The sequence below is a fragment of the Streptomyces sp. NPDC048650 genome (assembly GCF_043199095.1).
In the GTDB taxonomy this organism is placed as follows: Bacteria; Actinomycetota; Actinomycetes; order Streptomycetales; family Streptomycetaceae; genus Streptomyces.
On record NZ_JBICVM010000005.1, the window covers coordinates 452,748 to 466,885 of the forward strand.

Annotated in this window: 16 protein-coding genes and 2 pseudogenes; 8 read left to right on the forward strand and 10 right to left on the reverse strand. The window is 67.9% G+C overall.

Translation table 11 applies throughout. The features are described from left to right. Position 1 precedes the first annotated feature (1 nt). Positions 2–240 (forward strand): annotated as a pseudogene (locus ACGFML_RS17255) (transposase); the annotation flags it as partial. Positions 241–343: 103 nt separating this feature from the next. On the opposite strand, the gene ACGFML_RS17260 reads toward ACGFML_RS17255, so the two are convergent. Both ACGFML_RS17260 and ACGFML_RS17265 read right to left on the reverse strand, forming a co-directional pair. Then, a complete protein-coding gene (locus tag ACGFML_RS17260; protein WP_393544491.1) occupies positions 344–694 on the reverse strand; it encodes an antibiotic biosynthesis monooxygenase family protein in 351 nt (116 codons plus the stop codon). Between the two features lie 181 nt (positions 695–875). Continuing rightward, a complete protein-coding gene (locus ACGFML_RS17265; protein ID WP_393544493.1) occupies positions 876–1,322 on the reverse strand; it encodes an anthrone oxygenase family protein in 447 nt (148 codons plus the stop codon). 91 nt (positions 1,323–1,413) lie between these two features. Here ACGFML_RS17265 and ACGFML_RS17270 point away from each other — a divergent pair, with 91 nt between their 5' ends. Continuing rightward, on the forward strand, positions 1,414–1,992 hold the full coding sequence (locus ACGFML_RS17270; RefSeq protein ID WP_393544495.1) for a TetR/AcrR family transcriptional regulator: 579 nt from the start codon (positions 1,414–1,416) through the stop codon (positions 1,990–1,992). A gap of 159 nt (positions 1,993–2,151) precedes the next feature. Here ACGFML_RS17270 and ACGFML_RS17275 read toward each other — a convergent pair whose 3' ends face one another. Beyond that, the gene (locus ACGFML_RS17275; RefSeq protein WP_393544497.1) at positions 2,152–3,270 is read right to left on the reverse strand and encodes a serine hydrolase domain-containing protein; all 1,119 of its coding nucleotides are present in this window, start codon (positions 3,268–3,270) and stop codon (positions 2,152–2,154) included. Positions 3,271–3,436: 166 nt separating this feature from the next. On the opposite strand from ACGFML_RS17275, the gene ACGFML_RS17280 reads away from it, so the two are divergent. Then, positions 3,437–4,096, forward strand: a complete 660-nt coding sequence (locus ACGFML_RS17280) for a TetR/AcrR family transcriptional regulator (protein WP_393544499.1) — start codon at positions 3,437–3,439, stop codon at positions 4,094–4,096. Between the two features lie 449 nt (positions 4,097–4,545). Next, the gene (locus ACGFML_RS17285; protein WP_393544500.1) at positions 4,546–4,962 is read left to right on the forward strand and encodes a hypothetical protein; all 417 of its coding nucleotides are present in this window, start codon (positions 4,546–4,548) and stop codon (positions 4,960–4,962) included. Positions 4,963–4,992: 30 nt separating this feature from the next. On the opposite strand, the pseudogene ACGFML_RS17290 reads toward ACGFML_RS17285, so the two are convergent. Beyond that, positions 4,993–5,095: pseudogene (locus tag ACGFML_RS17290) on the reverse strand (IS5/IS1182 family transposase); the annotation flags it as partial. A 230-nt stretch (positions 5,096–5,325) separates the two neighbouring features. Between ACGFML_RS17290 and ACGFML_RS17295 the strand changes: the two are divergent. The 3 genes from ACGFML_RS17295 (at position 5,326) to ACGFML_RS17305 (ending at position 7,620) form a co-directional block, all read left to right on the forward strand. Beyond that, positions 5,326–6,169, forward strand: a protein-coding gene (locus ACGFML_RS17295) for an IS5 family transposase (protein ID WP_393544502.1) whose coding sequence is annotated in 2 segments (ribosomal slippage) — positions 5,326–5,669 and positions 5,668–6,169 — 846 coding nt in all. Because the reading frame shifts where the segments join, the coding sequence is not laid out codon by codon here. 277 nt (positions 6,170–6,446) lie between these two features. Then, complete coding sequence (locus ACGFML_RS17300) at positions 6,447–6,611, forward strand: hypothetical protein (RefSeq protein ID WP_393544504.1); 165 nt, start codon at positions 6,447–6,449, stop codon at positions 6,609–6,611. A gap of 391 nt (positions 6,612–7,002) precedes the next feature. After that, positions 7,003–7,620, forward strand: a complete 618-nt coding sequence (locus ACGFML_RS17305) for a class I SAM-dependent methyltransferase (protein WP_393544506.1) — start codon at positions 7,003–7,005, stop codon at positions 7,618–7,620. Between the two features lie 97 nt (positions 7,621–7,717). On the opposite strand, the gene ACGFML_RS17310 is transcribed toward ACGFML_RS17305, so the two are convergent. Continuing rightward, entirely contained in the window at positions 7,718–8,053 is a 336-nt protein-coding gene (locus tag ACGFML_RS17310; RefSeq protein ID WP_393544508.1) for an ArsR/SmtB family transcription factor, read from the reverse strand. Between the two features lie 200 nt (positions 8,054–8,253). Here ACGFML_RS17310 and ACGFML_RS17315 point away from each other — a divergent pair, with 200 nt between their 5' ends. Continuing rightward, positions 8,254–9,243, forward strand: a complete 990-nt coding sequence (locus tag ACGFML_RS17315; protein WP_393544510.1) for a DMT family transporter — start codon at positions 8,254–8,256, stop codon at positions 9,241–9,243. A gap of 379 nt (positions 9,244–9,622) precedes the next feature. On the opposite strand, the gene ACGFML_RS17320 is transcribed toward ACGFML_RS17315, so the two are convergent. Genes ACGFML_RS17320 through ACGFML_RS17340 form a run of 5 tightly spaced genes read right to left on the reverse strand, consistent with a single transcriptional unit; the run spans position 9,623 to position 13,838 of the window. After that, a complete protein-coding gene (locus tag ACGFML_RS17320) occupies positions 9,623–11,011 on the reverse strand; it encodes a cytochrome P450 (RefSeq protein WP_393544512.1) in 1,389 nt (462 codons plus the stop codon). After that, positions 11,008–11,622 carry an ATP/GTP-binding protein gene (locus ACGFML_RS17325; RefSeq protein WP_393544513.1) on the reverse strand — a complete coding sequence of 205 codons (615 nt, stop codon included), beginning with the start codon at positions 11,620–11,622 and terminating at the stop codon, positions 11,008–11,010. The genes ACGFML_RS17320 and ACGFML_RS17325 overlap by 4 nt, the downstream gene beginning before the upstream one ends. Beyond that, positions 11,603–11,956 (reverse strand): DUF742 domain-containing protein, encoded by a 354-nt coding sequence (locus ACGFML_RS17330; RefSeq protein WP_393544515.1) that lies wholly within the window; start codon positions 11,954–11,956, stop codon positions 11,603–11,605. The genes ACGFML_RS17325 and ACGFML_RS17330 overlap by 20 nt, the downstream gene beginning before the upstream one ends. Continuing rightward, positions 11,953–12,360 carry a roadblock/LC7 domain-containing protein gene (locus ACGFML_RS17335; RefSeq protein ID WP_393544517.1) on the reverse strand — a complete coding sequence of 136 codons (408 nt, stop codon included), beginning with the start codon at positions 12,358–12,360 and terminating at the stop codon, positions 11,953–11,955. The genes ACGFML_RS17330 and ACGFML_RS17335 overlap by 4 nt, the downstream gene beginning before the upstream one ends. Beyond that, positions 12,357–13,838, reverse strand: coding sequence for an ATP-binding protein (locus ACGFML_RS17340; protein ID WP_393544518.1), 1,482 nt, complete (start codon positions 13,836–13,838; stop codon positions 12,357–12,359). The genes ACGFML_RS17335 and ACGFML_RS17340 overlap by 4 nt, the downstream gene beginning before the upstream one ends. Positions 13,839–14,138 lie beyond the last annotated feature (300 nt).

Here is a 14,138-nt window from a genome sequence, read left to right on the forward strand (position 1 = left end):
TTCGGGCCGGCCGCGCACCCGCCCGGACCATGTGCTGGGCGACCAGGGCTACAGCACCCGTGCCATCCGTTTGCACCTGTGTGCCCGCGGGATCGGGCACACATTCCCGAGCGGGCCGATCAGGTGGCCGACCGGGCCCGGCGGGGCCGAGCGGGCGGGTGCCGACCAGCTTGTGACCGCGAGCGCTACAAGCAGCGCAACGTGGTCGAGCGGTGCTTCAACCGCTTCAAGCAGCGGCGCGGTGCTCGGTGGCCTTGGCGACCCGGCATGGTGCATGGATGCGTGACCGCCCGGGGGAGGGCAGGGCTTCTCCGGCTGCCCTACCCCGGCTGCAGCTGCCGTGTCATGCGTCGATCTGCTCGAAGATGTGCGGGTACGACACGATGTCGTCGGGGAACTCGGCCGCCATGCGCTGGAACTCCGGGCTGCCGAACGCCGTGGCGAGCGCCTCGGTCGACTCCCAGACCGCGACGTTCATCAGGAGCCGGCTGTCCGCCGTTCCCTTGTGCATCTGCAGGGAGACGAATCCCGGCTGAGCCTTCATGAACTCGGCCTGCCTCCGAAAGAGGGCCAGGAACGATTCAGTCCTCCCCTTCGGGACGAAGAAGGTGTTGGCCAGGACGATGGGCCCGGTCTTCTCCTTGAACTGCGCGAACATCGGAGTGTGCGGGTCGAGACTCTGCAGCTTGGTCATTTGCGGTACGTCCTCTCGCTGTCGGTCAATGGGTGTCGCTGGGGCCCGCGTCCTGCGAATAGCAGCTGATTTCAAGGGTGTTGGTGTCCGGGTCCTGGATGCGAATGGAGGTGGCGGTGCCGCACTTCGGGCGCACGGCCGAGCGGTTGCGGCTGACGACCGGGCGGGTGAGCCCGCGGGCTCAGACGAGGGCGGTGACCAGCAGGGTGAAGGCGGCGATGATGACGGCGACGCGGACGTAGTGGAAGCGGTCCCAGCGGTTCATCTGCTCCTTCCAGTCGGCGGGCCGGTTGTCAGGGGCCCACGTCTTGCCCCGGTTGTTGATCGGGACGAGCAGCAGGAGCGACATGATCACGCTGAGGATCAGCAGCGCGCCGGCGGTGACGACGAGGCCGGTGCCGTGGTGGTGCCATCGGGCGATGGCCCAGACCGCGACGAGGACGAGCGAGCCGATGTACCAGACCGGCATCACGGCGCCGAGCATCCGGCCCCCATGGGAGCGGCCGAGTTGGCCGCTGTCCTCGGGGAGGGCGTTGAGGATCGGGTTGATGACGAAGGCGACGGAGAACTCCACCCCCACCATCAGGCCGACGACCACGGTGGTGATGACCTGAAGTGCGTTGAGCATGACGCCCTCTCCTGGAATCTAGCGGCGCTAGGTGATGTGGCCACGCTAGTACTGCTGCCGCTTGAATGTCTAGCGATGCTAGGATCGAGTGATGTCGGTACAGGAACGCAAGCAGCGCGAACGGGCGGTCCGCGAGCGCCTCATCGTGGCGACGGCCCGCGAACTCGCCGAGCAGCAGGGCTGGGACGCGGTCACCACCCGCCGGCTCGCCGAGCGCATCGAATACAGCCAGCCCGTCCTCTACAGCCACTTCCGCGGCAAACGCGAGATCATCGGCGCCGTCGCCCTGGAGGGTGCTGCGGAGATGGCCGCGGCGGTACGGGCCGCGGCCTCCAGCGCGAACGGCCCGCGCGAGCGGGTCGCCGCCCTCGCGCGCGCCTACCTCGACTTCGCCGCACGCAACCCGGCGGTCTACGACGCCATGTTCCAGCTCGACGGCGGCCTGGCGTTCGCGCAGGAGGACACCCCGGAACCTCTCAAGGACGCTTTCGCCGCGCTGCTGGAGAGCCTCGGCGAGGTCGCCGGGAACGGCGTCGCCCCGGGGCTGTTCACCGAGGTGTTCTGGGCGTCCCTGCACGGCCTTGCGACCCTGACCCGAGCCGGGCGGCTGCCGGCGGAGGACACCGAGCAGAGGGTGGAGCTGCTGGTGGACCGGCTCGCCATGGTCTGACACGCCATCCCGGCGGGCACGTGGCCGGGGCCCTCGTCGTCCTCGTCGAGGTGGACGGTCGCCGGGTCACGCAGTGGGCGCAGGTCCTCGCGTGGCGGGCGGCCTCGACGATGGACGACGACGAATGAGAGCAGCCAACGGGTTCAGCAGGCGGCCCGGTCAGCCGTACATCGCCACGCGGTGAAGAGTCGCAAGCGCGTCGTCGATGGGGTGAGGCTGCGGCTTGCCGGAGGAGTCGAGCCTGTTCCACCGCTGGAGGTTCACCGCGGCTGCCATCTGCCGCTTGCCGTCGGCACGGGTCATGGCCAGCGCTCCACCACCCCAGACCGTGCCGCCATGGCCCCAGAAGGTGCCCTGACCGGGACCCTCCATCGGGTGCAGGCCGAGACCGTAGTCGATCGTCTTTCCCTCTTGGGAGATGACCGGGCCGGTGCGTTGCATCTGCGCCAGCGACGACGGGCTGACGATCTCCCCGGCCAGCAGCATGCGGTAGAAGCGGTTGAGGTCCGCGACGGTCGATATCAGCGAAGCCGCCGGCCGCACCCATGCCATGTCGTAGACGCTGTAGTCGCGCGGCGGGTCGATCATGCCGAACCACGCCTCGTAGAGCTGCGAGTGCGGCCCGTCGACGTACGGTCCGGTGGGGAGTGCGGTGTCCCGGAGTCCGGCGCGCTCGATGACGTTCCGGGTGATGTACCGCTCGGCCGTCGTGCCGGTCACCTGTTCCAGGAGCCGGCCGAGGAGCAGGTAGTTGGTGTTGGAGTACACCCCCGGTGCACCGCCCGGGGCACCGACGGCGGGTGCGGTGACTCCCATCTCGATCAGTTCAGTGGGGTCGAACCGCGTGAACCGGTGGTCGTCCAGGCTCTGGGGCCCGGTGTCGGCGAGGGCGGGGAACGCCTTGAGGGAGGGGTAGGCGTACGGGAGGTACTCGGCGAGTCCGCTGGTGTGGTTGATCAGCATTCGGACCGTGATCGTGTCACCGTGTTCTCCGGGAACCAGCTTCGGAAGGTACCGGCCGATCGGTGTGTCGAGCCCGATCTGACCGCTCTCGACCTGCTGCAGAACTGCTGCGGCGGTGAAGGTCTTGGTGATGCTGCCGACCCGGTGCCGCATGTCGGCGGTGACGGGGCGACCGGTGACGACATCGGCGACCCCGGCGGCGCCGCGCCAGACCTGGTCGCCGTCGCGCACCTCGGCGAACAGGCCCGGCATCCCGGCACGGTGGACGTTTTCGATGGCGGCGTTCAGTGCCGCGCAATCCAGTGGGCTCTTCACGTCATGCGTCCTTTCGTGTTCCCCGGGTGAGCACGTCGGCCGCTGACCCGGACAACTGGGCACGAGTGGCATGCCGGTCCGCCCGGCACACCCATGCCCTCATTATGCACGCGGTGCGTGCAACGCTAGGTGCACAGGTAGGATGAGATCCGGCGAGAGGAGCAAGATGGCAGGCCGAAGGCGTTGGTCAACCGAAGAGATCCTGGATGCGGCGGCGGAGTTGCTGCGCACGGGCGAGGCGGATTCGTTCAGCGTGCGCAAGCTGGCCGCGGCCCTCGGGACCGATTCCTCCAGCCTCTACCGGCACTTCCGTAGCAAGACCGAACTGCTGCGTGCAGTCGCCGACCGAATTCTGCTGGCCGCGATGGACGGCTACCGCCCCGAGGGTGACTGGAAGCAGCGCATCACGTCCCTGGCCCTGCAGGTGAGACAGGCCTTCGGGCGGCAGCCCCAGCTCGCCGCAGTCTGGGGGCGCTACGCATCAAGCGGCACCGGTTCCCGGCTGGTCATGGAAGAGGTGCTGCACGCCCTGTGCACGTCGGGGCTGCCCGACGAGGAGATCCCGGCGCGCTACCACCGCATCGCGGTCCTCATCGCCGCGTTGATCGCCTCCGAGGCCGGGGTCAGCACCATCACCCCCGGAGAGTACGAACAGGGCATGGAGCTGTTTCGCGTGGCGGTTCTGGGCGCCGACCCTGAACGCTTCCCGACCCTGGCCCACTTCGCCCGCGACGTCCGTCCCCTCGGGGCGGATCGCCGCGCCGCGTTCGAAGAGATCCTCGCCGCCCAACTCGCCCACATCGAGGCCTCGATCTGCCCGAGCTAGGGCCTGTCGTTTGGATCAGCCTGCAGACGCGAGGTCTGGCACGCACATCTGCGGCGATGTCGTCGGTTGCCAACGCTCCGCGTTGCCGCCCTCCTCCGCCTTGCAGCTGCGCGAAGCAGTCGGGCGAGAGCGTTAATGCCATGCTCGGTCCCACAGGTTAGGTTATTTCCTTTGTGTGCTGATGGTGCTATGGGAAGTCGCGCGCCTGTCCTGTGTTCGCCGCTCGGGAGTCTTGGCTCTTTTCCGGGGGCACCAAGGTAATTCTGTGTTGCGTGGTGCTGGTGAGAATATTGAGAATGCGCGGGGGCGCGCAGCGCATCTCAGGGCGCATTCAGCGAGGCGGGGATTCTCAGCGTCATCGGCCGGACGGGTGAACTGCCACATATTTGCGTTCCTGAGCTGTCGCCATGGGCACGCCATCTAGTGAACCAATCGAGAGGGGAGATTTCTTGAAACTGACCAAGACAGTGATGGCTCTCGCCATGACGTCTCTCTTGACCGCAGGCGTCACTTCGGGAGCAGCCTGGGCCACTCCGGCCACCGCAGTGCACGGAACCAAGCAGGTCGCGTCCATCGTCCCGACAAAGTTCACGGAGCTCGGTGCCAGTGACATCGTGGGCCAACTGAACCTCAGCGGTCGCCTCACGGAAGACGTGACAAACCTCGTTCCAGTGCCCGGCCAGCCGGTCAAGATGGTCGTTCCTGGTGGTTACGAATGCCAGGCTACGACAGATCTCCTGGGTAATTTCGCCTGCGAAATCAATACCAGTGGCAACACTGGCGGGAAGACAGTCAAGTTCACCTACCAGGGGAACACGGTGTTCGCCGGGACCACCGGAACTGCGAAGGTAGAAACTGCGGACTGATGTGAGCGGCCGGAACGGTCCAATTTAGCCTGGCAAGTCACGCAGGGGTGAATTGGTGCGGTACTTCCGGGTGGCGGCCAAGGTTGTGGCGGTGATCGGCCCACCGTCGTCGCGGGACCGGATCGGCCGGCATTAAAGGCTCGACTCGGTCCCACGGTGCGTCGGTGATCACTAGTCCGGCAGGTACGTCCGATCAACTGGCCAACCTGTCGAAGGGGCGCGCTCTTGGGCGCGTTCGATGGCTGTGCGTCCGACGAAGAGCTCGGCTGTGCGGGCTGACGCGAAAAGGACTTAGTTCGTATGGTGGAGCGGTCACTGGCGGGCTAGGCCATTTCGTTTGGGCAGGCGGTCGTTGGTCCGGGTGTGCCGTTGACTGATGCGCAGTGGGCGCGGATCGAGCCGTTGCTGCCGGACCGGACGCCGAAGCGGGGTGGGCGCTGGCGTGATCATCGTGAGGTGATCGACGCGATCGCCTTCAAGTTCCAGACCGGTACTCAATGGGTGCACCTGCCGGCGAAGTACGGCAACTGGCGGGGCGTGTACAACCGCCTGCGCATGTGGGCCGTCGACGGCACCTGGGAGCGGGTGTTCACCGCGCTGGTCGCACTGGCAGACGCCGACGAAGTCCTCAACTGGGCTGTCTCGGTCGACTCGACCATCGTGCGCGCGCACCAGCACGCGGCCGGAGCCCGAAAAAAGGGGCCCCGGCCGACGAGCCGACGACCACGCCATCGGCCGGTCCCGCGGCGGACTGACCACGAAGATCCACCTCGCGGCCGACGGTCGGTGCCGACCACTTGCGTTCTTCCTCACCGCCGGTCAGGCTGGCGACGCACCCGCCTTCACGGACGTCATGTCCCGCCTGTGCGTTCCCCGCCCTTGTGGACGGCCCCGCATCAGGCCGGACGTGGTGCTGGCCGATAAGGCGTACTCCTCCCGCGCGATCCGCGAGCACCTGCGCAAGCGCGGGATCCGGGCGGTCATCCCCGTCCCGGCCGACCAGCGCGGACACCGTCTGCGGCGCGGCAGCCAGGGCGACAGGCCGCCGGCCTTCGACCGTGAGGCGTACCAGCAGCGCAACACCGTCGAACGCTGCATCAACCGCTTGAAACAGTGGCGAGGCATCGCCGCCCGTTACGAGAAGACTGCGACCATCTACCTCGCCGGACTCCACATCGCGGGCATCTTCCTCTGGTCTGCACGGTGATGCGAAAACGAAACTCCCTACGTCGAATGCTGCCCCCTCACCGGCTCGAACGACGTCGCCGACTCAGTGTCCGATCTATGGAGTTGCTCGTTAGAGGGCCGGGTGGAGGTACCACCTGAATTGTTCAGCATCCGGGGGCTCCACGCTTACCAAACGTTCGGCCAGTCGTCTCCTTGCGGTGGCGGCGACTACAACTACTTTCACTGGCATTGGCGCCGCGCAGGTATGGGCCAGTGGGAACGTTCTGGGCATCGGGAATGCCGCCTACAACAACACCATGATCAACGCACACCACGAGCTCACCGCGATCGGCCGCACCGCGAATACCAGTGGAGTCCTCAACAACCTTGCTCAGCTCCCGATCCAACTCCCTCGGAACATGGGCGCCGGTGGCGACATTGAGGAAATGCTCGATGCAGCCGGCCCGCTTGGAGATGGTTAGGGTCTGCCGTGTGGATCAGGCTGCGGGGGAGCGACGGCGCCTGATCGCCCCGCGTCTGCAGGCTGATCCAAACGACAGGCCCTACTAGGGCCTGAACTCCCCAGCACTCCAGCCCCGCACCGCAGTCCGGGAACACAGCGGAGTACCTGACGGATTCGAATACCGCCTGTTCCATCCCCACCCCCAACGGAGACGACGTTGAACGACAAGCTCAGTGCCTGTTTTCCCACTCACTAGTTGAACGAACTTCGTGTTCGTCCTTGGTCGCTCTCGGCTTGGGTCACTGGCCAACAGGGCACCCGGCCGGACAGCATGGGTGGATGATCGATTGCGAGCGACGTGCCACGCACCGGCGGTACAGCACGTCGGCAATCCGGCACTGAGGGACAGGATGGCTACACACCCCACGGGCAGCAGCGAGGAACCGCAGGTTGACCCCGTTGCCGAGTCCGTCGCGGTCTACAGCGACCACGCCGACGACTATGAGACAACGCACGCCACAAAGATGTCCGAGAGGGTCGAGCAATTCGCGAGCTCGTTGCCAAGGCCCTCGCTGATCCTTGACGCCGGCTGCGGCCCCGGCCGCGATCTTGCCTGGTTCAACGCCCACGGGCACATCGCCCGTGGCGTCGACCTCAACCCGGATTTTGTCGCCATGGCCAACCGCCACGCGCCCACCTCACAGTGCGATCTGCGCAAGGTCGGGTCCCGATTTCCGGCCGGAACGTTCGACGGGGTCTGGGCAGCTGCCTCGCTCGTGCATCTCTCCGAGTCGGACACCATGGAGGTCCTCGACCAGTTCGCCCGCTTGCTGCGGCCCGGCGGCAGACTCTATGTCTGTCTGAAGTCCTCCGGTCAGACCGGCTGGTTGGACGAGGTCGACGGCCGCCGCTGGTACACGGTTTGGGACGCTGAGACGTTCGCCGGCACCGTCGCCAACGCCGGCTTCGAAGTCGACCAAGTGGACCGCGGTGTCTTTGTCGAGGTGTGGGCCACTCTCAGCCGCTGACTCTCACCTGGTCGCCCGCCGGCCGGCAGCCCATCGGTCCGCGTTACTCCGCGTCGCGGACCTTTCCCTCTGGCCGCCCGATGGCAAGCGAAACTGCCTAGTCGGCACGGAGGACCAGGTCGAGGAGGCCGGGGAAGCGGGCGTCGAACTCTTCGCGGCGCAGGCGGTTGAGCCGTTTGGTGCCCTGGTCGCGCTGTTCGACGAGGCCGGCGTCGCGCAGGACGGAGAAGTGGTGGCTCTTGGCGGCTCTGCCGACCGAGACGTCGAAGTTGCTGCAGCTGAGCGTCCAGTCGGGGTGGTCCGCCAGAGTGCGGACCAGACGCATCCGCACCGGGTCCGCGAGCGCGGACAGGGCGGTGAGCACGGGGACGTCGTCGGGGTGGGTGTGCACGGGGGCCGGTCGGTGTCCTGCGGCTTCAGCCTGCTCCGGCATCCCTCAGCCCCTTCCGCGACCCCGCACTGTTGCTGAATGTTCGATCCCTATCTTACATTGCTTATGTTCGCTTCCGGTTGAACATTCCCCGGCAGGCAGTCGACGTCATCGGCGGCCTCCAAGAGCCACGGTCCGGGGCGGCCTCCAAGAGCCACGGCCCGGGCAGCCCCATGCCCGGGCCCAGAACCGCGGACGGAGATATGCAGCAAAGAAGCGCGGCCCAAGGATTCTCCGCCGTCGCGGGCAAGATGCCCGCGCCCTGTCTCGTACTGGCCGGAGTGAGCGGGATCCAGTTCGGAGCGGCCCTCGCCCCCAGCGCCTATCCCCAGGCAGGAGCCGCGGGCGTGGTGTTCCTGCGACTCCTCATCGCCGGCCTGATCCTCTGCGTGCTGTGGCGCCCGAGGCGCCAAGCACTCAAGTCGGCCCAGGGAGCCTGGAAGACCGTGCTCGCCGCCGGAACCCTGCTCGCCGGACACCACATCGCCTTCTTCGAAGCCGTCAACCACATCCCGCTCGGGATCGTCGCCACGATCGAATTCCTCGGTCCTTTCGCCATCGCCCTCGCCGGCTCCCGCCGCGCGCTCGACCTGCTCCCCGCATGCCTGGCCGTAGGAGGCGTACTCCTGCTCAGCGGCGGAGGCAGTACCTCTCTGCCCGCGGTCGGCCTCGCCCTGGCCGCAGCGGCGGCCTGCTGCTGGGCCGGATACATTCTCGTCTCCGCCCGCATGGCCACCCGCCTCAGCGGCGGCCAGGGCTTGGCCGTGGCCATCGCCTGGGCGGCGCTGCTCAGTGCCCCCTATGGCATCGCGCACGCCGGCTCCGGGCTGCTCGACCCGCACGTCCTGTGGGTGGCGGCCGTCGTGGCAGTGGTTTCCAGCGTGCTGCCGTACTCGCTCAACCTGGAAGCGTTGCGCCGGATTCCACCGCGTGTCTTCGGCGTACTGACGAGCCTGGAGCCGGCCGCAGGCGCCCTGTTCGGCCTGCTCGTCCTCGGCCAGCGCCTCGACCGGTCCCAGTGGCTCGGCATCGCCGCAGTCGCCTGCGCCTCCATCGCCGCCACCTACCTGGGATCCGGAAGGCGCAGGATTTCACGCGTCCGGGCAACGAGCGGCTCTCTCCCCGGTGAGGGGGACGCACGGCACGGGGCCGGCATCCGGAGGGCGCCCGGTGACGCCAACTCATTCCCCTGAGCGGTCGTCCGGCAACGTCGAAGATGTTCAGGTCTCGCGTCCGCGACATGGTCCACACGAGAGACCCAGCTGTCCATAGTGCCCGTCAGTTTTGGACCTGGCCCACCCACCGTCGCAACAGCCCCGCCCGCTCCGCCGCCCGAGGCGACGCTCCCGGACCTCTTCCGTCCGGTCACGAGGTCACGAGGTCACGAGGTCACGAGGTCACGAGCCCCGATGCCTGGCACGGCAGTGCTGCCTTGTTGCCCTATCCGAGTACGTCCGTACGTGCAGTACGTCCGTAAGTCCAGTACGAGGACATCGCTCCGGCTTGCAATGCACCGTGCCGGCGGCGCGGGGCCCGCCCTACGGGCGGACGACGGGACTTTGCGGACACGTCCTAACGCAGGCCGAGCAGCCGACGCAGCCACGACCACCGCGGAGACCGCGGCCGGACTGGCGCAGGCTGGACTTCCTCCTCCGGCGGAGCGAGCGGCGGCAGCGGTTCGGGCTGGGGTCGCGGGGCGGTGGCGGCGACGGGTCGGGGCGCGAACTGCACCGGTAGCTGTACGAGGTGCTGGGACATCAGCGTGCCCCGGCGCTCCAGCTCGAAGTCGTGCACGGTCAGCTCGATGTCGGGCAAGCGCGCCAAGAGGGCCTCGATGCCGGTGTCGGCGATGGCCCGACCGATGTCCTGGCCCGGGCACTCGTGGGGGCCCGCGCTGAACGCCAAGTGGGAACGGTTCCCGTGGACCGGTGCGGTCAGGTCCGGCCGGACCGCGGGATCGACGTTGCCCGCGGCGAGGGACAACAGGAGCATGTCACCACGCTTGATCTCCTGCCCGCCCAGCTTGGTGTCTGCCGTGGCCCAGCGGCCCAGGACGGTGTTGATGGGCGTCTGATCCCACAGCACCTGCTCCAGCGCCTCCGCCAGCGTCATGCGGCCACCCGAGAGGTTCGCGCGGAAGCGAGGATCAGTGAGGACCATCCGAAGGGTGTTCGCGATCAGGTTCGCGGTGGTTGCGTACGCGGCGACCAGGACCACTCGCACGTGCGCCAGGACCTCGACATCGGTCAGCTCGGCGGGGTGGTCGAGCAGCCAGGACGTGAGGTCGTAGCCACGACTGGCCTTCTTGCTCTCCACCAGCTGATGCAGCGTCCTCGTGACGTACTCGTCGCTCTCGAGGGCGGTCTCCGTGCCCTCCAGCATGTCAGGCACCGCCCGGACGAGCCTGGGGCCGTGTTCCTCCGGAGCGCCGATCAACTGCGTCATCACCAGCATCGGCAGCTGACTGGAGAACTCCGCCACGAGATCGGCCTGGCCGTTGGCGGCGAAGTCGTCGATGAGCTGGTGGGCGAACCGGGTGACGTATCGGCGGATCCCGCGCCGGTCGAAGCGCTGCAGGGACTCGAGCACCGCGCCCCTCAGCCGCTCGAAGACCGGGCCGTCGTTGAAATTGATCACCGGCCACCAGGTCACCATCGGTGCGAGGGCGTACTTCTCGGGGACCACCGTCCCGTCCTGCACGGCGCCCCATGCGCGGGGGTCGCGAGAGAACCGGCCGGGGGTTCGGGCCACCTCCAGATTCTCTCGGTGGCCCAGGACGAGCCAGGCCGGCTGATCGTCATGCACCAGCACGGGAGCCACCGCGCCGTGCTTGGCGCGCAGTTCTTCGTACAGGGCCATGGGGTCGTGCTCTGCGGCTGGACCGTAGAGGCGCTGCGGTCCGTCCTGGCCCAGGCCGTGGGCCGGGCACCCGGGCGGCGGGAGGAAGGGAGACGTGCTCATGAGGACTCCGTTACTACGAGGGAGTGCAGGTAGTGCATGAGGGAAATCAGGACGTCACGGCTGGAGTCGCGATGCCGCGCATCGCAGGTCATCAGGGGTACGTGTGAAGGGAGGTCGAGGGCGCTGCGGAGTTCCTGCAGCGTGTGTTCCGGAGCGCCCGCAAAGGAGTTCACCGCGACGACGAAGGGCACGCCGCTCTCTTCCAGGCGGCCCATGACGTCGAAGCTGTCCTCCAACCGACGGGTGTCCACCAGCACCACCGCGCCGAGAGCGCCTTCGAACAGCCCGTTCCACAGGAACCAGAACCGCTGCTGGCCCGGGGTGCCGAAAAGGTAGAGGACGAGTTCGTCGCTGATGCTGATCCGGCCGAAGTCCATCGCGACGGTGGTGGCCGTCTTGTGTTCCACCCCCGCGCGGTCGTCGATTCCTGCGCCGGCCTGGGTCATGGTCTCTTCGGTGGTCAGCGGCCGGATCTCGCTCACCGATCCGACCATGGTCGTTTTGCCGACCCCGAATCCGCCCACGATCACGACCTTGACCGCCGCGGACGCCGTGTGGGGGAGCCGCTCCTCGTTGAGGGGCTCTGCGAGCTCAGAGCTTTTGAAGGCCATGGATCACCTTTTCGATGAGGGCAAGGTCGGGCAGATCCGCTGGCGGTACTGGCGGGCGCGTGAGCACCTGTTGCTCGTCCAGCAGGTCGCTGATCAGGACGGTGACGACACTCACCGGCAGTCCTGTGTGCGCGGATATCTCGGCGATCGAGAGCGGCGCCTGACACAGACTCAGGATCGCCGTGTGCTCCGGCTGCATGCCGGCCGTGGCGACCGTCCTGGCTACGATCAGTGTGACCAGATCGAGGTCGTTGGATGCGGAGGAACGGCCACTGGTAATGACGTAGAGGCGCTCCGGCCCTTCCTCCGTGCCGTCCTGGTGGGAGTCGCTCACCTGGCCTGCCCGTCACCGCGGGGCGGGCTGGTGATGTGGTCTCCGAGTCGCGCGATCAGGTCCCGCATGCGTTGGCCCATGAGCCCGGCATCCACACCGTCGTCAGCGAGCACCGCGAGGTAGGCCCTCGGGCCGGCCGCCATCAAGTAGAAGAAGCCGCCCTCCATCTCGATGACCACCAGCTGCATTTTGCCCGCCTGGTGCGGGAGTTCGCTGCCCACCGCACTGGCGAGGCTCTGCAGACCGGAGCAGGAAGCGGCCAGCCGCTCGGCCGACTCGATGGTCCCGCCGTGGTGTCCCATACGCAGTCCGTCTGAGGACAGTACGAGGACCGTGCGGGTCTGCGGCACGCTCTCCGCGAGGTCCTTGAGCATCCAGTCCAAGCTGGCCGTCTGCTGACTCACAGTTCTCCTCTCGGCGCGGCGGCGTCGTCGCCACCACAGCTGCCCTCCGCCGACAGTCCGGTCTTGAACGCGGCCAGCCACTCTCCCGGCGCCCGTTGCGACCCCTCCGCCGGCCGGGCGTTGCCCGCAGGTGCCTGCGCCTCCGCCACTCGCTCTCGGCGTCGCCGCTGGGGGAGTCCGTTTGCTGTCCGCTCCACCACCTGCGGCGCATCGTCGGCTCGGTTCGCCGCCTGTGGCCTCTGCGGCCTCTGTGGCCTCGCCGCCTGGCGAGGCGATACATGGCCCGGCTGACTCGCTGCCCGCGGCCCGGAGAACGTCCCGATGCCGTGCGCCACACCCGACGCCTCCGCCGCGCTGGTGATCAATTCCTGAGGAACCACCAGCACCACCCGCACGCCCCCGTAGGCGGAGGTGCGCAGCGAGACCTGCAGACCGAACGCCTGGGTAAGGCGCCCCACCACCGCCAGGCCGAGCCGTGGGGTCTCTCCCAGGTCCGTCAGGTCGATGCCCTGCTGCGCCTGTTCGAGGCGCCGCTCGGCCAGGTGCCGGGCCTGCTCACTCATGCCCACACCGCCGTCCTCGATCTCCACCGCGACCCCGGACTGCACCTCCGCGGCCGTGAGATGGACCTTCGTATGGGGCGGGGAATAGCGCGTTGCGTTGTCCAGCAACTCCGCCAGTACGTGGATGAGCGGCTCGACGGCCGGTCCCACGACGGCGCACTCCGTGCTGGTGCTCAGCTCGACCCGCTCATAGCCCACGATCCGCGACATCGCACCCCGCAGCACGCTGTACAGCGGCACCGGCCGGTTCCACTGTCGGCCGGACCGGGCGCCGCCGAGGACGGCGATGGAGTCGGCGAGCCGGCCGGTGAGCGCGGTGTTGTGGTCGATCCGCAGGAGATCGCCGAAGACGGCGGGGTCCTGACCGTGCCGGTCCTCCATCTCGCGCAGCTCTCGCGCCTGTTGATGGACGATCGCCTGCATGCGCCGGGCCAGATTCACCAGGGCCCGCTGGGCGGAGTCCCGCAGCCCCTCTTCGGCGGACACCGCATCGATAACGGTGCGCAGCACCGCCCAGTGGGCCTGCTGGAACTCGGAAGGCAGGCCGCGGTAGGAGCCCGCCCAGCGTGCCGTCAACCAGTTGAGAACCTCCTCCGGAGCCTCGTCCAGGCGCAACCGCGTCAGCATCTCCGGCACCAGGTTGTCGGCCAGCCGTGCGGTTGCCTCCTGCTGCCGCACCGACGCTGCCGACCGCGCTCGGCTGGCTTCCTGCAGTTGCGCGACCTGTCGAGTCCGACGCACGGCCACGCCGGCGGCGCCGGCCACCGCGCCCGCAGCCGTCACGCCGATCCAGACAGCCGCAGCGAACACAGGCGGTTCGACCAAGCTCGCCACCGTCACGGCAGCAACTACCGGTATGAGCCACGCGTACACCGCCACCGACGGCAATCTGGACAGCGACTTCTCCTGGACCATGAGCACCTTCAACCTGTGGGAATAGACGATCGTCCGAAGACCTGCGGGAGCGTATAGGCATATGCGCAAGGAAATTGGCGTAGCGTCAGCTGGACCACCGAGACGGGCGTAGCTCTCTCATTCCGGTGGCGAACCTCGTCTCGAAGGGCGATACTGCGCGCCGAGACGGGTGGGGGGACGGACGGGACCTTCCCGACTGCAATCGGCCACCTGCCGCACCGGCCTCGGCGCGGGGCGTAGGAGAGCGCACGGCTCCAACCCGCCTCTGAGCAGGAGGATCTGCGCCTCCTAGCGCCGGCA

Excerpts from the sequence above, each read along its gene's own strand:
- ACGFML_RS17260 (WP_393544491.1), bottom strand. The coding sequence starts at position 694 with ATGACCAAGCTGCAGAGTCTCGACCCGCACACTCCGATGTTCGCGCAG.
- ACGFML_RS17265 (WP_393544493.1), bottom strand. The coding sequence starts at position 1,322 with ATGCTCAACGCACTTCAGGTCATCACCACCGTGGTCGTCGGCCTGATG.
- ACGFML_RS17270 (WP_393544495.1), top strand. The coding sequence starts at position 1,414 with ATGTCGGTACAGGAACGCAAGCAGCGCGAACGGGCGGTCCGCGAGCGC.
- ACGFML_RS17280 (WP_393544499.1), top strand. The coding sequence starts at position 3,437 with ATGGCAGGCCGAAGGCGTTGGTCAACCGAAGAGATCCTGGATGCGGCG.
- ACGFML_RS17300 (WP_393544504.1), top strand. The coding sequence starts at position 6,447 with ATGATCAACGCACACCACGAGCTCACCGCGATCGGCCGCACCGCGAAT.
- ACGFML_RS17305 (WP_393544506.1), top strand. The coding sequence starts at position 7,003 with ATGGCTACACACCCCACGGGCAGCAGCGAGGAACCGCAGGTTGACCCC.
- ACGFML_RS17310 (WP_393544508.1), bottom strand. The coding sequence starts at position 8,053 with ATGCCGGAGCAGGCTGAAGCCGCAGGACACCGACCGGCCCCCGTGCAC.
- ACGFML_RS17315 (WP_393544510.1), top strand. The coding sequence starts at position 8,254 with ATGCAGCAAAGAAGCGCGGCCCAAGGATTCTCCGCCGTCGCGGGCAAG.
- ACGFML_RS17320 (WP_393544512.1), bottom strand. The coding sequence starts at position 11,011 with ATGAGCACGTCTCCCTTCCTCCCGCCGCCCGGGTGCCCGGCCCACGGC.
- ACGFML_RS17325 (WP_393544513.1), bottom strand. The coding sequence starts at position 11,622 with ATGGCCTTCAAAAGCTCTGAGCTCGCAGAGCCCCTCAACGAGGAGCGG.
- ACGFML_RS17340 (WP_393544518.1), bottom strand. The coding sequence starts at position 13,838 with ATGGTCCAGGAGAAGTCGCTGTCCAGATTGCCGTCGGTGGCGGTGTAC.